The sequence below is a fragment of the Hydrogenophaga sp. 5NK40-0174 genome, from assembly GCF_040372165.1.
Classification (GTDB): domain Bacteria; phylum Pseudomonadota; class Gammaproteobacteria; order Burkholderiales; family Burkholderiaceae_C; genus Hydrogenophaga.
In genome coordinates, this window is the sequence record NZ_BAABWG010000002.1 from 646,582 (window position 1) to 662,612 (window position 16,031).

At 63.1% G+C, this 16,031-nt stretch carries 16 protein-coding genes; 9 read left to right on the plus strand and 7 right to left on the minus strand.

Annotated features, from left to right (window positions below):
- Positions 1-120: 120 nt before the first annotated feature.
- The 4 genes from ABWV89_RS08715 to ABWV89_RS08730 all read left to right on the plus strand — a co-directional run bounded on the left by ABWV89_RS08715 (position 121) and on the right by ABWV89_RS08730 (position 4,684).
- On the plus strand, positions 121-942 hold the full coding sequence (locus tag ABWV89_RS08715; RefSeq protein ID WP_353395858.1) for a class I SAM-dependent methyltransferase: 822 nt from the start codon (positions 121-123) through the stop codon (positions 940-942).
- A gap of 380 nt (positions 943-1,322) precedes the next feature.
- A complete protein-coding gene (locus ABWV89_RS08720; protein ID WP_353395859.1) occupies positions 1,323-3,389 on the plus strand; it encodes a methyl-accepting chemotaxis protein in 2,067 nt (688 codons plus the stop codon).
- A gap of 102 nt (positions 3,390-3,491) precedes the next feature.
- Entirely contained in the window at positions 3,492-4,385 is an 894-nt protein-coding gene (locus ABWV89_RS08725) for a pilin (protein ID WP_353395860.1), read from the plus strand.
- Positions 4,386-4,417: 32 nt separating this feature from the next.
- Positions 4,418-4,684, plus strand: a complete 267-nt coding sequence (locus ABWV89_RS08730; protein WP_353395861.1) for a DUF2164 domain-containing protein — start codon at positions 4,418-4,420, stop codon at positions 4,682-4,684.
- Positions 4,685-4,755: 71 nt separating this feature from the next.
- Here ABWV89_RS08730 and pdxH read toward each other — a convergent pair whose 3' ends face one another.
- The gene (pdxH, locus tag ABWV89_RS08735) at positions 4,756-5,409 is read right to left on the minus strand and encodes a pyridoxamine 5'-phosphate oxidase (RefSeq protein ID WP_353395862.1); all 654 of its coding nucleotides are present in this window, start codon (positions 5,407-5,409) and stop codon (positions 4,756-4,758) included.
- Between the two features lie 48 nt (positions 5,410-5,457).
- Positions 5,458-6,108, minus strand: coding sequence for a gamma-glutamylcyclotransferase (locus ABWV89_RS08740; RefSeq protein WP_353395863.1), 651 nt, complete (start codon positions 6,106-6,108; stop codon positions 5,458-5,460).
- Positions 6,109-6,245: 137 nt separating this feature from the next.
- Between ABWV89_RS08740 and ABWV89_RS08745 the strand changes: the two genes are divergently transcribed.
- Positions 6,246-6,926, plus strand: a complete 681-nt coding sequence (locus ABWV89_RS08745) for an OmpA family protein (protein WP_353395865.1) — start codon at positions 6,246-6,248, stop codon at positions 6,924-6,926.
- 108 nt (positions 6,927-7,034) lie between these two features.
- Here the strand turns inward: ABWV89_RS08745 and gloA are convergent, their stop codons facing one another.
- From gloA to ABWV89_RS08765, 4 genes are all read right to left on the minus strand, one after another.
- Positions 7,035-7,424: a lactoylglutathione lyase gene (gene gloA / locus ABWV89_RS08750; protein WP_353395867.1), complete on the minus strand. Its 390-nt coding sequence runs from the start codon at positions 7,422-7,424 to the stop codon at positions 7,035-7,037.
- A gap of 91 nt (positions 7,425-7,515) precedes the next feature.
- Positions 7,516-8,115 carry a hypothetical protein gene (locus tag ABWV89_RS08755; RefSeq protein WP_353395868.1) on the minus strand — a complete coding sequence of 200 codons (600 nt, stop codon included), beginning with the start codon at positions 8,113-8,115 and terminating at the stop codon, positions 7,516-7,518.
- Positions 8,116-8,204: 89 nt separating this feature from the next.
- The gene (locus tag ABWV89_RS08760) at positions 8,205-8,828 is read right to left on the minus strand and encodes a thioredoxin fold domain-containing protein (RefSeq protein ID WP_353395870.1); all 624 of its coding nucleotides are present in this window, start codon (positions 8,826-8,828) and stop codon (positions 8,205-8,207) included.
- 245 nt (positions 8,829-9,073) lie between these two features.
- Positions 9,074-9,439 carry an RcnB family protein gene (locus ABWV89_RS08765; RefSeq protein WP_353395871.1) on the minus strand — a complete coding sequence of 122 codons (366 nt, stop codon included), beginning with the start codon at positions 9,437-9,439 and terminating at the stop codon, positions 9,074-9,076.
- A 221-nt stretch (positions 9,440-9,660) separates the two neighbouring features.
- On the opposite strand from ABWV89_RS08765, the gene ABWV89_RS08770 reads away from it, so the two are divergent.
- Both ABWV89_RS08770 and ABWV89_RS08775 read left to right on the plus strand, forming a co-directional pair.
- A complete protein-coding gene (locus ABWV89_RS08770; protein WP_353395872.1) occupies positions 9,661-10,356 on the plus strand; it encodes an SOS response-associated peptidase in 696 nt (231 codons plus the stop codon).
- 89 nt (positions 10,357-10,445) lie between these two features.
- On the plus strand, positions 10,446-11,813 hold the full coding sequence (locus tag ABWV89_RS08775) for a leucine-rich repeat-containing protein kinase family protein (RefSeq protein ID WP_353395873.1): 1,368 nt from the start codon (positions 10,446-10,448) through the stop codon (positions 11,811-11,813).
- A 27-nt stretch (positions 11,814-11,840) separates the two neighbouring features.
- Here the strand turns inward: ABWV89_RS08775 and ABWV89_RS08780 are convergent, their stop codons facing one another.
- On the minus strand, positions 11,841-12,752 hold the full coding sequence (locus tag ABWV89_RS08780; protein WP_353395874.1) for a M23 family metallopeptidase: 912 nt from the start codon (positions 12,750-12,752) through the stop codon (positions 11,841-11,843).
- Positions 12,753-12,834: 82 nt separating this feature from the next.
- Between ABWV89_RS08780 and ABWV89_RS08785 the strand changes: the two genes are divergently transcribed.
- Together ABWV89_RS08785 and ABWV89_RS08790 are read left to right on the plus strand one after the other, a co-directional pair.
- Positions 12,835-13,305: a lysozyme inhibitor LprI family protein gene (locus tag ABWV89_RS08785; protein WP_353395875.1), complete on the plus strand. Its 471-nt coding sequence runs from the start codon at positions 12,835-12,837 to the stop codon at positions 13,303-13,305.
- Positions 13,306-13,474: 169 nt separating this feature from the next.
- Positions 13,475-15,943: a penicillin acylase family protein gene (locus tag ABWV89_RS08790; protein ID WP_353395876.1), complete on the plus strand. Its 2,469-nt coding sequence runs from the start codon at positions 13,475-13,477 to the stop codon at positions 15,941-15,943.
- Positions 15,944-16,031 lie beyond the last annotated feature (88 nt).

Below are 16,031 nucleotides of genomic sequence, written 5' to 3' on the forward strand. Positions count from 1 at the left end.
CGGTTCCCCTGCCGCTCTGTCTGACTCAGAATGGAGACATGCGCGGCGCGGCCGGCAACCGGGAGCTGGCTGACAGGGCCGAGGTTCATTCCTCCGGGAGAGCAAGAGAGGCGTTTCCCCGTGGCGACATCGACACAATGGCAACTCGACCAGGGAGCGGCGCAGCGCTACGAGCGCATTCTGGTCGCTTCCATTCTCGGGCCGGCTGCACGTGCCCTGGTGGATTGTGCAGCCCTGGGTGATGGCGAATCTGTGCTGGACGTCGGCTGTGGCACAGGAGCTGCCACACGCATGGCGGCAGGCCTCGTGGGTGCACAAGCCAGAGTGGTGGGGGTGGACATCAATGCCGGCATGCTGGCGGTGGCGCAGTCGCTGCAGCCGGACGGCGCATCCGCGGCCAGCATTGGCTGGGTGGAGCGCAATGCGGTGGATCTTGCCTCGCTCGGTGAGACGTTCGACGTGGTGCTGTGCGCGCAGACATTGCAGTTTCTGCCTGAGCGCGAGGAAGCCCTGACTGCCATGTATGGCGCACTCAAGCCCGGTGGGCGTGCCGTCCTGAGCTTCTGGGGTGGGCTGGAGAGCAACCCCTACTTTGACGCGCTGGTTCGCGCCATGGACCGGCATGTCGGCGCTGAAGCGGCAGACGGTTTGCGGGCAGCGTTTCGGCTGCCGGATGCGTCGGCGGTGACGGCGCCGATGAAGGCCATCGGGTTCCGCCATGTGCTGACGGTCTCGCGAAGGCTCGATCTGGCCCTGCCCCCGCCAGACAGCTTTGTTCCCCTGCATGTGAGTGCCACACCCATGGCCGCTGCTTTTTCCCGAGCGGACGAGAGTGCGCGGCAAGCTGTGGTGCGCGATGTGCAGGAGCAGCTCGCCTCATGCAAGTCGCGGGATGGCCTGAAGGTGCCGTTTCGTACGCACGTGGTCACCGGATTTCGGTAGGCCGGCTGTCAGTGCGCGGGCGGGTGCGGGTGAAGGCGCACGCAAAGGTTGAAGGTGGGGGTGTGGGTGTCTTTATCTCCCCCCCTATGCGTGGCATTTTCTCCCGCAAACCGGACCCAAGGCACGCAGGGCTTTGTACCCAGCTGTGCTTAAGTTATTCATAGCATGCTGGCCAGGCTGGCGGTGTACCGCTTGGGGGTACAAAGGTATTGCTGCAAGCCCCGGAAGTGGTCTGAAAAGAGGGCAAAGGATCACGGAAAGCATCTGAAAGGCCTCGTTTTTGGCCTGTTATTCAAGTCATTGCCTTGTCGTGACGAATGAATACTTTGGAGGTGCGGAACTGGATCGTACCGCTACAAATTCATTCCAACGAGGCAAGCATGAGAACGAATCTGCCGGTGACTCAACGGGAGCATTTGCTCCACCCTGATACCACGCTGGTGTCTGTGACCGACCCCAAAGGACGCATCGTCTACTGCAACCCGGCATTTGCCGAGGCCAGCGGGTTTGACGAGACGGAGCTGCTGGGGCAACCGCACAACCTGGTGCGCCACCCGGACATGCCTGAAGAGGCCTTCAGGGACCTGTGGCACACCATTGGCTCCGGAAAGCCCTGGTCTGGTCTGGTGAAAAACCGGCGCAAGAACGGCGATTACTATTGGGTACTGGCCAACGCCACACCCATGCGTTCCGACGGCGAAGTGGTGGGCTACCTCTCGGTGCGAACCACGCCGGCGCGCGAGCAGGTGGAGGCGTCGGAAGCCCTGTATGCCACGATGCGCGAGCAGGAAGCGGAGGGCAAACTGTCCATTGGACTGCTGGCCGGAGAAGTGGTGGGCAAAGGGCCAGTGGCCCGCGTGTTGCGCTTTCTGAAAAGAGCCCCCGCGAGGCTGGGTTGGGGTGGTGCCTTGTGGATGCTCACCGTTGCAAGTCTGATTGCCCTGGCGCGGGTGGCAGAAGAGCCACTGGTGCTGTGGGCGGCGGCGGCCATGGCCGGCGTGGCGTTGGCGGTGTTCCGGCATCTGGAGGCGCGTCCCTATCGGCGCGTGCTCGAAGACACATTGCAGCTGGCTGCCGGTGATCTGGTGCACAACGTTCGCAAGGATGGCACGGGCCTGTCTGCGGACATTGGTGTGGCGCTGTCGCAGCTGGCAGTGAACCTGCGCTCGGTCACAGGCGATATCCGTACCGAGGCCATGAGTGTGCAAGGCGGAGCGGAAGAAATTGCGGCTGGCAATGAAGACCTGTCAGCCCGCACGGAGGCGCAGGCGGCCAACCTGCAGCAGACGGCTGCCTCCATGGAAGAGATCAACGGCACGATCAAGCACAGCGCCGCGTCTGCCAGCGAAGGCGCACGTCTTGCCACGCAGGCGGTGGATGCGGCAAAACGATGCAGTGAAGGCGTGGAAGGCGTGGTGGACGCGATGTCCGGCATCAATGAATCATCGCGTCGCATCGGCGAGATCATTGGTGTGATCGAGGGCATTGCGTTTCAGACCAACATCCTGGCGCTCAATGCTGCGGTGGAGGCTGCCCGCGCAGGCGAGCAGGGCCGGGGCTTTGCGGTGGTGGCCGGAGAGGTTCGCACGCTGGCGCAGCGCACGACAGCGGCTGCGCGTGAAGTCAAGTCGCTGGTGGAGGACTCGGTCGGGCGTGCAGCGGCGGGGCAGGACCAGACCCAGCTGGCCAAGGAGCGTATGTCCGAGGCGGTGGGGGTGGTCTCGCAGGTGAGCCAGTTGCTCAGTCAGATTGATGTGGCGGCCAACGAGCAACGCATGGGGGTCTCGCAAGTCAACACAGCGGTGGCTGAGCTTGACTCCATCACGCAGCAGAATGCAGCCATGGTCGAGCAGCTGGCAGCCGCAGCACGAACGCTGCGTCAGCAGGTGGAGGTGGTGGACAAGAGCACCAGTGTGTTCCGCCTGAAGCAGGGGGGCAGGACGGTGGCTGAAGTGGATGCGGTGAAGCTGCGACGCGACGCCAGGGATGCGGGCGCGCGCGCAGAGAAACCCTTTGAGCTGAGCGACGCCATCGAGTCCCATGTTCAGTGGAAAGCCAGGCTGCGCAACGCGGCTGCGCATGGTTCGGAGCTGGACCCGAAGACGATCTCGCGCGACGACTGCTGTGCACTGGGCAAGTGGCTCCATGGCGATGGCCGTGCGCGCTGGGGAGGCTTGCCCCAGTTCACGGCACTGGTGGAGCAACACGCCAGCTTTCACAAGGAGGCGGGCCGGGTGGCTGGCCTGGTGATGAGCGGCGACAAAGATGGCGCCATGCAGGCACTGGCCAATGGCTCGGTGTACGCCAAGGCGACGCAGAGCACACTGCTGGCCATCACGGCTTTGCAGAATGCGCAAGGCGCAGTCAGCAGCAGCGCCACGGCGCGGCCGGCGGCGGAGACCAAAGCGACGCGCGAGTCGGCAGAGGACGACTGGGTCGCTATCTGAGCACGTCGTTTGCCTGCAACAGCCAGTCCGTAAAATGACTGGCTGTTCGCGCTCGTCCTGAGCGCACACGCGCCCACCCAAAACACAAACGGAGGAATGCCGATGTCGGCAGAGATGGAGGAGCTGTACCGCGCTGCGGTCGGCGAGAAAAAGGCCGAGTACTACGTGCCGAGGTTCCTGGCCTTTGACGATGCCGGCAAGGGCTCGATCGGCTGGCACTGGCCAGCGTTTTTTGTGACGTTCGGGTGGCTGCTGTGGCGGCGCATGTGGGCTGTTGCCGGTCTGTATTTCGTTGTGCCCAGCATCATCATGTTCGGCATGCAGATGGCTGCACCGTTTTTCATCGTCGACAACCCCGAGTCGGCCTTGATATCGCTTGGCATTTTCTTCCTGCTTTTCATGCTGGTGATGTGGCTGGTGCCGCCGCTGTTCGCGGTGAGGGTGTACCACGGGCACACCAAAGAGCGCATCAAGGAGCTCAAGGCCAAGCGTCACCGCAAGGGGCTGGACACCAGCCATTCGGCACTGGTGGCAGCCCTGGAAGAACAGCCACACGTATCCAAGCTGGCTCTGTGGCTTTATCTGATCTTGTTCGTCGGCGTGGCTGGTCTGGGCGTGCTGGCTGCCGTCGCTGTTCCTGCCTATCAGCAATACGCCTTGCGGGCAAAAGTCACCACGGGCTACATGGAGGCGCAAATGAGGCTTATCCCGCATTCGGGCCAGCACATGGACGAGGTGCCCTGGGATACGCTGGACGATACGCCTTCGTCGAATGCCACCGCAAAGCCCGCAGGTCGCCTGAGGGTGGACCACAAGGTACACAGCGTTTACCTCACGTTTGACAAGAGTGAGGCGAGCCAGGTGAGCGAAGCGCAGCTCAAGTTCGAGCCGGTGGTGGGTGACGACGGCATCATCCTGGGCTGGACTTGCAGCAGTCCTGACATCGAGGACCGATATCTGCCCAAGCAGTGCCGGTCCGATGAGTACGAAGACTGATCACCACAGTGCCTGAAAGGAAGGAGGCGAGCGTGAGCATCGAGCTGAGCAAGGAGGCACGCAAGGAAGCCATTGCGTCCATTGAGCGCTACTTCCGCGAGAACATGGATGAGCCGATCGGCAACATTGCCGCTGGCGGGTTGCTGGGCTTTTTTCTGGAGGAGGTGGGCCCAGCTGTCTACAACCAGGCCGTCGCCGACGTTCAGGAGCGCATGCAGGCGCGCGTAGCCGATCTGGATATCGAACTCCACGAGGATGAGTTCCGGTACTGGCGCAAGTTCGACGCAGGACGCAGGTGATGTGATCCATCACCTGTTGTATGCGCAGCAGCAGTCCTTGTCGTTGTCCCTGCTGAGCGATTGAGTCAGGCTCAGGGCGCCAGCCGCTCCCGCACCCAGATCATGGCTTCGCCGGAATCAGCCGTGGTCTCCTGCCGGTAACGCAGCCGGTCGTGCAGGCGGCTCTTGCGGCCTTGCCAGAACTCCCAGGCTTGCGGCTTGAGCCGGTAGCCGCCCCAGTGCGGGGGGCGTGGCGGCTTGAGCATGAACTGGGCGCCGTATTTGGCGGCGTTGGTCACGAGAACGGTCCGGCTTTCGATGACCTGGCTTTGCGGACTGGCCCAGGCGCCGATGCGGCTGTCGAGCGGGCGGCTGTGAAAGTACTCGTCGCTCTCGGCATCGCTGACTTTCTCCACCACACCTTCGATGCGAACCACGCGCTCGAGCTCCACCCAGTGAAACTGCAGCGCTGCATACGGGTTGCCAGCGAGCTCACGGCCTTTGCGACTGTCGTAATTGGTGAACCAGACAATGCCGCGAGGGTCGTAGCCCTTGATCAGGACAACGCGGGTGCTGGGGCGCAGGTCGCTGCCAACCGTGGCCACGGTCATGGCGTTGGGTTCAGGTACTTCGGCCTTGAGCGCTTCCTTGATCCATTGGTCGAACTGCGTGAGCGGGTCGGCGTGGGAGGCGGTTTCGTTGAGCTCGGCTTTTTCGTAGCTCTTGCGGAGTTGGGCAATGTCCATGATGCGATCAGTATAGGCAGCGGTGTGGTCAGTCGGGTTTGAGCTGGGTCACAGGTGGTGCACCAGCCTGAGCAGCCGGGCCAGTGCACGGTCTTCAATGCCGTGACGGCGCAAGCCGTGCAGGGTCTGGCGTGCATAGTCGAGCGTGGTGCCGTAGCGGCCCTGCGCTTTGGCGAATATCTCGCGGTATTGCTCTTCGCTGAGCTCACCTGTGTAGCTCGGGCTTTTGCGCGAGAGGGTGAAGGCCAGTGCCACCACCGGCCCTTTGGCGGTTTCGGCCACCACCCACTTGGGGTCGTAGACAGGGTTGGGCATTTCGCGTTCCCACAGGGCCGGCATATGGGCTTCAACCTGATGATGGGGCAATCGCATCACCACGCCGGTGCAGCTGCCCCCAGGCATGAGGGCAAAGACCAGGCCAGGCCGTTCGTGGGTGCCGCGGTTGATTCGGCTCCACATGCTGAGTTTGCGGTGATAGCCGCGCACTTTGGCAGGGCGGTGTTCTGCTGCTTCGAACTCGGGGCGCCAGACGAGTGATGCATACCCAAACACCCAGAGATCGGGTTTGCGGCCCAGCGAGCGCCACTGGTCGAGGACGTCCTGCATCATCTGGCGACCATTGCGCCGGGCCGGATCCCAGGTGAGCGGGCGCTTGCCGGCTGGCGGAATGGGCATGTTGGGCGGAAACGGGGCTGTCATCGATCTACAATGCGGGTTGTTGCCGCCAAATTAAGCCAAATGATTGCCATTGAGGCGCCATGACTTGAAAGGACCTCGAGTCAGGGGTGGCGGACATATTGCCAAAGAACACCATTCAAACACAGGAGAGTTAGCGAATGTCTTCTTCATCAGATGACAATCAGGATACGCGCGTCGTCGCGGTTGTGCTCATCGCCGTCATTTTGCTGGCGGTCGGCTTGGCCGTGGGCATGGGTATCCACAAGTCCCGTTCGGGCGGCGCAGCGATGGCTGGCGAAGGTTCCGGCGATGCCGTGGCTGCGGTGGGCGCAGAGGGCTCCTCTGATGAGGCTGCCGATGCTTCAGAAGATTCCGCAGACGCTTCTTCCGAAGGTACCGCCGGCGGGGAAGAGTCGGGCCATGATGACGCCGGCCAGGCGACGCCCGAAGGCGATGGGGCTTCTGCCGGTGGCGACACGGCTGCAACCGCTGCAACCGCTGCCGCAGATGACGCGTCGGTGGTAGTGGAAGATGGTGTGGTGAAGTTCTACTTTGCCTCCGGCAAGGCGGATCTCGCCGCAGGCGCTTCCACTGTACTGGCCGACGCGGTGGCTGCAGCCAAGGCTGGCAAGAAGCTGGTGATCTCCGGCTTCCACGATCCGACTGGCAACAAGGCGTTCAACGAGCAGCTGGCCAAGAAGCGGGCCATGGCGGTTCGCGACGCGCTGGTGGCAGACGGTGTGGCCGAGTCCAGCATCGAGCTGAAGAAACCGGAAGAGACCGCGGGCAGCGGCAACAATGCCGAGGCGCGTCGCGTCGAGGTGATGATTGCCCAGTGACCGTTCGGTTCACTCAGCGACTCTGACAACAAAAAAGCCCGGCGATGCCGGGCTTTTTTGTGTCGCATGCCCTGGTGCATGGTGCACGGGGGCGCGGAACCAGTTGGTTCAGGCGTTGCGCTGGATCAGTTCGATCTTGTAGCCGTCGGGGTCGGTGACGAACGCGATGACGGTCTTGCCGCCCTTGACCGGCCCGGCTTCGCGGGTGACGTTGCCGCCAGCGGCCTTGATGCGATCACAGGCGGCGTATACGTCAGGGACGCCAATGGCGATGTGTCCGTAGGCGGTGCCGATGTCATAGCTGTCCTGCCCCCAGTTGTAGGTCAACTCCAGCTCGGCCTGGCCCGGGTTGCCGCCGTCGAAGCCAAGAAAGGCCAGTGAGTATTTGTAGTCCGGATTCTCGGAGGTGCGCAGCAGTTGCATGCCGAGCACCTGGGTGTAGAAATCGATGGAGCGCTGGAGGTCGCCAACGCGCAGCATGGTGTGTAGGAAACGCACGGATGGTCCTTTGGGCTTTGGATTATGGGGCTGGCGTGGGAAAGCGCATGCCCCAGGGTTGTCCAATGGTGCCGCCCATTGGACGGTGGCGTCAAACGCCGGCGAGGTGACCGTAGCCGTCGCGGGTTTTTTGGGAGACCCTGCCCAGCACGTCTTCGTATGGCGTCTGATGGCGCTGCAGCAGTCGTGCGGAGGCCATGCGGCGGTTGCGGCAGAACCAGTGGCAGGTGTGCTGCATGAGCAGTACCTCTGCCAGCATCTGGCGGGCGCGGGGCTTGGCGGCAATGCCTGTCGGGTTGTCTGCCAGCGCGGAGACGCCGTTGGCGTGAATGGTCATGACGCTGGCCAGGTCAAAACACGCGGCGGGGAGCCAGTGCCGGGCAAACGGCAGAGGGACTTTGCTGATCCGCACGTCGGCAGGCGGCTGCTGGCGCAAATCCTGGGAGAGCTTCTGCAGCTGCTCTGCCAGTTGCTGCTCGGTAGCGTGTTGCTGTTCAAACGCCAGCGCCTGGCGCTCTTCGTCTTCCAGCGTCAGCGCCCTCATGTAGCCGTTGTTCAGGCGCTCCATCAAGGCTTCGATCTGGTAGTGGGACAGCAGGCGGGACAACAGGACGATGCGTTTGGCCTGGTCATACCAGCCCAGGAAGGCATAGCCAAGGACGACGAGAACAACGAGGGCCAGAGGGTGCATGCGGAGGTAGTGAAGCTTGCAGGGGGGCGGGACGGGGGTATGGGACGGTGTGTGGGGCGGATGCGCAGGAGATGCGCGGGAGAGGGGCTTCAGTCCAGACCGAGGGTCTTGGCCAGCTCGGCCGGAGGCATGGCACCAGCGTGCATGACGGCTGCCTGTGTCTTGGCGTTGCGGGCAACAATGAAAGGAACGGATTCGGCTCCCAGCTGGTTCAGCAATGCGGTGTTGGCCTTGATCTGGCTGCTGATCTCGTCGGGAACACTGGCTGAGGCGTCCATGCCACCCTGGCGCGCCAGGATGGATGCTTCGTGGGCCTTCATCGCCTCGACCGGATTGTCGGACTGCAGCAGCGCCGCACCTTGCGGAAGGCTGGAACCGTTGATGAAGGCCACAGGCATCCAGACAAAGTGCACCTTGTCCATCAGGGTCTGGGCCGACTCCCACAGATGTGCGCAATGGGGGCACTGTGGATCGAAGAACACATAGACCTTGTGGGCGCTCATGACAGCGCCCGCATTGAATCCGTGACCCTTTGCAGCGACCAGATCAAAAGCCTTGTCCTGGGACACGGCTTCGGCGGGGGCAGCACCCTCGCTGGCTTCCTGGGAGCAGGCACTCAGGGCCGAGGCAAGAACGATGCTCAGGGCCAGGCCGGTGGCTCTTGCGCTGTGGCTCAAGAGGGCGAAACGGGACAGAGTGAGGGGCTTGATCATTCGGGAAATTGCCAGCGGTGAATCTGCAGGCGTAGCTGCTCATTGGAGCGCAACGCGCAGACCTTCGCGTGCTTTCTTTCGGGTGTGCGTGAAAACCCCAATCATCGCAGATGTGCGAGGGTGAGGTGCCGGAAGGCTTCTGAGGAAGGTTTCTTGTCTTGAGGACGCGGCGGAGGGTTATTCCCTCCGGCCGTGCGCCATTGCTCGGGACCAGCGCTCCGGTGCCGATCCCTGGTGCGCTTGCATCAGGCGCCGAACTGGATATGTGTGATCAGTCGACTGGCGATGTGGGTGAGGACGTAGTCTGGTCCGATCTGGACCCAGTGGTGGCTGCGGGGAGGGCGTGGCAGGCCGTGTGCTGCGTATTGCTTCACGATGTACTGGCGCTGGCGAAAGTGCTCGGGCAGCGGGCCACCCAGCTGAAACTGCGGGCCCCGGGCACTGTAGTAACGGCGCCATTGAGGTGGCGTATCGTCGTCGGCCTTGAGGTCGAGGGCATGCTGCGGCTCGTTGCGCGCATGGCGCACCTGCTCGGGTGGCTGAGCGTGCACGCCAGGGGCCCAGCCCATGCTGACGGCGGCGAGAGTGGATGCCAAAGCGCGAACTTTCATGCTTGCCTCCGCGGGGTAAAGCGTTGTGGGGGCGGGCTGGAACAAGGATGACCCGGAGCGGTCACCGCCATATCGGCGCCATTTGATGATCTCTTGAGTTTGTTTCCAGTTGATGACCAAGATTCAATGTAATTGCAAGTGATCGTTGCAAAACGTGGATGTATCCCCCATTGGCGGGACTGTTTGGCGTCTACGTGGCGTGAGCGCAAAATCGACAGGACATGTGCACCAACTACACCCCCGCCTCCGCGTCCGATCTCATGGCGTTCGACGCCTTGGGGGCGATCGATCTGCCTGACCAGGAATGGCCCGAAGAGACGTTTCCCGGTTACCTCGCTCCCATCCTGTCCCTGGACAGTGCCGGCTCGGTGCGTTGTGAACTGGCGCGGTTCGGGCTGCTTCCCCGGTGGTGCAGGTCACGCGAGGAAGCCAATCGGGTGGGGCGAGGCACGTACAACGCCAGAAGCGAGACAGTGGCGGAGAAGCCCAGCTTTCGGTCGGCTTGGCGGGAACGGCAGTTTGCCCTGGTGCCCATGCGCCACTATTACGAACCCTGCTGGGAGTCGGGGCGAGCCTTGCGCTGGCGCATTGCGCGGCCGGATGGCAGGCCGTTTGCCGTGGCGGGACTGTATGAGCACTGGCTGGATCGGACGACTGGCGAGACAGTGCGCAGCTTCACCATGCTGACTGTCAATGCCGACCAGCACCCGCTGATGCGCCGCATGCATCGGCCGGGTGACGAAAAGAGGATGCTGTCCATGGTGGGGGCCACCGACCATGAGAGGTGGCTGACAGCCTCGCCCGAGGAGGCAGCCCAGTTTCTGCAGCCGGCACCGGACGAACCACTGGTGGGGGCGCCTGCCGCTGTGGCGCCATCTGCTGCACCCGAAGCGCCGCAGCGTTCACTGGATTTCTGAACGCAGGCAGATGCCCGCATGGCCAGCGTGGCGGTCATGGCGTTCGGAGAGCAGAGTGCAGCTGCTTGCCGGGGATAATCCGGGGTGAGATGAACAACACTTTGGAACAACTTGAGCGCGGTGCCATGGCTGGCGCGCAGCGACTGGACTTGCAGGCGGCCGGTCTCTCAGTGTTGCCAGAGGCTGTCAAAGGGCTGGCGGGGTCGCTGGAGGTGCTCAACCTCACCGGCAACCAGCTGTCGGACCTGCCGGACTGGCTGGCGGACTTTGAAAAACTCAAGGTGGTGTTCGCCTCGCACAATGCCTTTACCCATTTGCCTGAAGTGCTGGGGACGCTGCCTCGGGTTGAGGTCGTGGGCTTGAGGGCTTGCTGCATAGAGCACGTGCCGGCGCAAGCCCTTGCGCCATCTTTGCGCTCGCTCATCCTGACCGAGAACCGCCTGACAACCCTGCCAGGGGCCATGGGCGACCTGCAAGTCCTGCAGAAGCTCATGCTCACCGGCAATGCTCTTCGCGACCTGCCCGAATCATTGGTCCGGGCCCCGCGCCTGGAGTTGCTGCGCATTGCCGCCAACCGAGTCGACCGGGTGCCGGGTTGGCTGCCCGAGATGCATGGGCTGGCCTGGCTGGCTGCATCAGGCAATCCGTTCAGTGACCTCGGGCCTGGCCGGCAAGCACCTGCCGGGCAGGGCGACGCACTGACTCTGACGGTGGACTGGACGGATCTTGAGGCCGGGGCACTGCTGGGGCAAGGAGCGTCTGGCAGGATTTTGAAGGTGTCACTGCGGAGAGACTTGCCTGGCATTGGCTCTAAAGGGAAGTCATTTGCGCTCAAGCAGTTCAAGGGAGAGGTGACCAGCGATGGCCTGCCCGGCGACGAAATGGCAGCGAGCCTGGCAGTGGGTGATCAGGACCTGCTGGTGGCAGGGTTGGCGAAGGTCTCAGGTGTGCCGGAGGGTGGGCAGGCCATGCTGATGCCGCTGGTGGCGGCCGATGCGCGCGCGCTGGCAGGCCCGCCGGATCTGGATGCCTGCACGCGCGACTTGTATGCCAGCGATTGGTGCCTGACGGATGTGACAGTGGCGCAGCGGCTGATGGCCGATGCTGCAGCCGCACTCGCATCGGTTCACAGCAAAGGCCTGTTGCACGGTGACTTCTATGCGCACAACCTCTTGTGGCACCCACCTACCGGGGCGGTTCGACTGAGCGATTTTGGAGCGGCCGTGGTGTTGCCAGACAGTGTGCCGGGCGGAATACCGCTTTGGCAGGCGATGGATACCTGTGCCTTTGGAATCTGGCTTGGCGAGGTGGCTGAGCGGCTGCAAGGCGCGGCGGCTGGGCACCTGCGCCAGGCGACACTGGCGGTGTCTGCTGCATGCCGGTTCGAACCTCCGGCGCGGCGCCCCTCCATGTCAGAAGTGGCGGGTCAGCTTCGCAGCTTGTCGCCGGTGAGGTGAAGGTGAAGCTGACGTCGAGGCACCGGATCAGCGCGAATCGCTGAGGAACAGCGCCGGATCGACCATGGCCTGATTGAGCATGACGCCAAAGTGCAGGTGAGGGCCGGTGACGCGCCCGGTCGCCCCGACCTCACCGATGCGCTGTCCGGCGACCACGGCTTCTCCGATCCGGACGCTTGTTGTGCTCAGGTGGCAGTACATGGTGAGCAAACCCTGCCCATGGTCGAGCCACACCGTGTTGCCATTGAAGAAATAGTCGCCCACGTCCAGCACCTGCCCATCCAGAGGCGCGATCACGGCTGTGCCGGTGGGTGCTGCGATGTCCATGCCGCTGTGGGGCTTGCGCGCTTCGCCATTGAAATACCGGCGCAGGCCAAAAGAGCTGGACCGCCTTCCTTCGACTGGGGGCACCATGAGGCCCAAGGGGCTGGACAGCGGCGCGTCGGGCCTGCTGTAAGTGCCGATGAACGCGTCCTGATGGGCTTTTTCCCTTTTGAACCGGTTCAGGTCTTCGGGGGAGAGCGATACCTTCGACCCGGCAACCTTGAGGTGTTGCTCGGCGTAGCGCTTGTCGATCACCCGCAAGCGCTTGCTGTCCAGAACGAATCCGTCCGGGGCGACCCTTTGCAATACCAGTTCACTTCCGGGCTTGGCGTCAAGCGACAGCCCGACCAGCGCCTGCCAGGCGCCATCTTCCTCGATGCGGGCGACCAGGGCGCGTCCCGGACTGGCAGTGCCGCCTTCCTCCAGCACGTGCCAGGTGACGGCAGGTCTTGAATCCAGGTCAGGAAGCGTCCACCGTGCCACTTCGCCGGGCGCGACAGTGTCGTCGGTGTCGGCTGCATGCGCGTGGTGCATGTTCAGCACCCACCCTGCGGGCATGCCCAGCCTGAGCAGTGGGCTCGTCAAGGTGTGAAGCAGCAGCTTGCGTCGGGTCAATGGTGTTTCCTCATGGCCAGCGCTATCATCTCATGCATGCTGCATGACGGCCAAGGAAAACAATGAACCCGCGGAGAGGGAGATGGCAGGTTTCAATCAAAAGAACAAGGCGCCGGACCGGCGCCTGCATTTGGCGCATCCGCTCTGGTGCGTATGCATGGCTGCGCTGCTGGCTTCAGGTTCTGCAGCTGCAGGTGACCTGGACACAAGCACGGGCCCCGATGGTCCGGTGGAAGAGTTCTCGGCGGACTATTTCGCTTGCCAGGATGAAGCGCGCGGCATGGCCCCTGCGATGCAGAAATGTGTCGACGCCGAGCTGGTCTTGCAGCAGCGGCACATGAACGACGCGTTGGGCAGGCTGCAGCAGCAGCTCGACCAGCGGTCCGTGTCCCTGCTCCAGGCATCCCAGGCCCACTGGGCGGACTACAAGAACAGCACCTGCAGCTTTCATCACCGGGTGAACAAGAGCGCCATGGCGCCGCTGGAGGTGGCGGCCTGCCACCTGGATGCGACCATGGAGCGCGCTGCCCTGCTGCGGCACTGGCAGCGTTGATCGCTGTCAGGGCCTGAGGCGGCCACTTGACCTTTCCGGCATCTGGTGGCTCCCCGGCGCATCCGGGTGGATGCGTATTCCCTGTGCGTCTGTCGCCGCTGACAATGAGGTTGGCGGTTCGCCTCTCCTTTGGAGTCAGGCGGTGCCCAAGCAAAGGAAGAGATACAAGATGAAGTGGTTGAACAGGGCACTGCTGAGCGTGGTGATGGTGTTGTTGCTGACAGGTGCCGTCCTGGCGGTGTATGGCCGCAAGACCTTGCCATTGATGAACGGGCAGCTGAGCCTGCCAGGGCTGAAACACCCGGTGCTGGTGACGCGAGACGCCAGCGATGTGACGCATGTGGAGGCGCAAGACCCGCGGGATGCCTGGATGGCACTGGGCTATGTGCATGCCCAGGAACGGCCATGGCAAATGGCCTTCAACCGGCGGCTGATGCGCGGGCGTTTGTCCGAGATTCTGGGGCCGGCCACGTTGCCGACAGACCAGACGCTGTTGACGCTCGGTGTTCGTCGCGCTGCGCTGGCCCAGCTCGAAGGTGCTTCGCCGGAAGTGGTCAGCGCTCTTGAGGCCTACAGCGCTGGCGTGAATGCTTTCTTTGCCGACAGCCGCCAGGCATTGCCGCCTGAGTTCCTGCTGACAGGTGATGACCCTCGGCCCCTGGCGCGAGAAGGCCTGTTCTGGGATGTGGGCGACTCTGCTGCATGGGTGCTGCTGATGTCACTGGATCTGGGCAAGAACTGGTCGGATGAGTTGATTCGATGGCGTGTGGCCCGCGACCTGGACACCAGTGCCGTGCACGAACTGCTGCCGCCCTATGACGATGAACAACCGGCGTCGAGTGCGGATCTGTCTGCCCTGTACCGGGAACTGGGGGTGTATCGGGCAGAGCGCGCCACGGCTGGCGCGGCTGTGCCCTCAACCCTGGCCGGCCTTTCCATGGAAGAGCTGATTGCCTCCGGTGGCAAGGGATCGAACAACTGGGTGGTGGACGGATCACGAAGTACGACCGGCAAGCCACTGCTGGCCAATGACCCGCACCTGAGCATCGGAGCTCCTGCCATCTGGTATTTCGCCCATTTGCGTGCGCCGGCCGTGGATGGATTCGATGCGCTCGACGTGGTAGGGGCCAGTCTGCCCGGCACTCCGTACGTCGTACTGGGCCACACGCAAGGAGCGGCCTGGGGTTATACGAACACGGGGCCGGATACGCAGGATTTGTATCTGGAGCAGCTGCACCCGGACGACCCGGACCGGTATCGGTTGCCTGATGCACCGGACGGCACACCCCGTTGGGCTTCCTTTGAGGTAGAGGAGGTGGGCATCCCGGTCAAAGGGCAGGGCGAGGTGCACTACCGTGTGCGGCGCTCGCGGCATGGCCCGGTGGTCAGCGATGTGGAAGGCAAGACGCGGGACCTGCTCGATACCGGACGCTATGCGCTTGCACTGCGATGGTCGGCTCTGGACGCCGACAACGGCACCATGCAGGCGTTCTCAGCCATCAACCGGGCGCAAAGCGTTCCGGCGCTGCAAGCTGCCTTCAGGGACTTTCATTCACCCATGCAAAACGTGGTGATGGCCGACATCCATGGGCGCATCGCGTACAAGGCGGCGGGTCGCGTGCCGGTGCGGGCAGACAACAACGACATCATGGGCAAGGCACCAGCGCCAGGGTGGCTGCCGCAGTACGACTGGGTTTCCTGGATACCTTACGAGGAAACGCCTCAGGACGACGGAGCCAACGGCTGGATCGCCACTGCCAACCAGCGAATCCACGAACTGGACTATCCCTATTTCATTGCACAGGACTGGCGACCCGACTATCGAAAAAAGCGGATCGACGCGCTGCTGGGAGAGACGGAGAAGCACAGTGTGGAGAGCTTTGCACGCATTCAGTCGGATCTGCTCTCGGCTGGCGCGCTCAAGCTGATGCCATTCCTCAGGAAGGCGGCCGGGCAGTCGACCCATCCCATGGCGCCTTCTGCGAGGGAAGTCATCGAGCGCTTCGATGGCGTGATGAATGCCGATGCGGCGGGTCCGCTGGTGTTTCATGCCTGGTATGACGCTTTTTTGAGGCAGACAGTCGGGCAGCGGCTGGGCCAGGACACGTTTGACGCGCTGTATGGAAAGCGTCTGTTCAGCGAGGCGGTAGAAGGCATCTTGCTGCGCGCTGATGACCGCTGGTGTGGTGCGGGCGGCTGCGATGCCGTCAGTGTGGCGGCATTTGATGAAGCCATGGAGCGGGTGGCGGCCTGGCAAGGTCGCGATGTGTCTCGCTGGCAGTGGGGGCGTGCACATCCCGCCATCTCGTCTCATCGACCCTTTAGCGTGGTGCCGGCGGTGGCCGGGCTGTTCGAAGTGGCTGTGCCTACCGGCGGCGATTCACATACTGTCAATGTCGGTGAGTACCGGGCTCACCATGACGCCATGCCGTTTGCTTCGCGTCTGGCGCCCAGTCTGCGCGCCATCTACGACCTGTCAGACCTGAACAATTCACGTTTCATCTACCAGACGGGCCAGAACGGCAGCGTGTTTTCGCCACGTTACGCTGACATGAAGCATGAATGGGCCGATGTGCGCTATCGCAAATTGAGCACGGACACAGCAGCACCCCGGTCGAAACTGATACTGACGCCATGAGACTGCTGGCAAGAGTGACACATGGATGACGCTGCGACTTTCGCGGCGTGGTTATAAGGGCTGAGTGCACCGGAAACGGCCCGGAAAA

What these genes read in the sequence shown, in the direction of transcription:
- ABWV89_RS08720 (WP_353395859.1), top strand. Translation starts at nt 1,323, where the DNA reads ATGAGAACGAATCTGCCGGTGACTCAACGGGAGCATTTGCTCCACCCT.
- ABWV89_RS08725 (WP_353395860.1), top strand. Translation starts at nt 3,492, where the DNA reads ATGTCGGCAGAGATGGAGGAGCTGTACCGCGCTGCGGTCGGCGAGAAA.
- pdxH (WP_353395862.1), bottom strand. Translation starts at nt 5,409, where the DNA reads ATGGACATTGCCCAACTCCGCAAGAGCTACGAAAAAGCCGAGCTCAAC.
- ABWV89_RS08740 (WP_353395863.1), bottom strand. Translation starts at nt 6,108, where the DNA reads ATGACAGCCCCGTTTCCGCCCAACATGCCCATTCCGCCAGCCGGCAAG.
- ABWV89_RS08745 (WP_353395865.1), top strand. Translation starts at nt 6,246, where the DNA reads ATGTCTTCTTCATCAGATGACAATCAGGATACGCGCGTCGTCGCGGTT.
- ABWV89_RS08755 (WP_353395868.1), bottom strand. Translation starts at nt 8,115, where the DNA reads ATGCACCCTCTGGCCCTCGTTGTTCTCGTCGTCCTTGGCTATGCCTTC.
- ABWV89_RS08760 (WP_353395870.1), bottom strand. Translation starts at nt 8,828, where the DNA reads ATGATCAAGCCCCTCACTCTGTCCCGTTTCGCCCTCTTGAGCCACAGC.
- ABWV89_RS08765 (WP_353395871.1), bottom strand. Translation starts at nt 9,439, where the DNA reads ATGAAAGTTCGCGCTTTGGCATCCACTCTCGCCGCCGTCAGCATGGGC.
- ABWV89_RS08770 (WP_353395872.1), top strand. Translation starts at nt 9,661, where the DNA reads ATGTGCACCAACTACACCCCCGCCTCCGCGTCCGATCTCATGGCGTTC.
- ABWV89_RS08775 (WP_353395873.1), top strand. Translation starts at nt 10,446, where the DNA reads ATGAACAACACTTTGGAACAACTTGAGCGCGGTGCCATGGCTGGCGCG.
- ABWV89_RS08785 (WP_353395875.1), top strand. Translation starts at nt 12,835, where the DNA reads ATGGCAGGTTTCAATCAAAAGAACAAGGCGCCGGACCGGCGCCTGCAT.
- ABWV89_RS08790 (WP_353395876.1), top strand. Translation starts at nt 13,475, where the DNA reads ATGAAGTGGTTGAACAGGGCACTGCTGAGCGTGGTGATGGTGTTGTTG.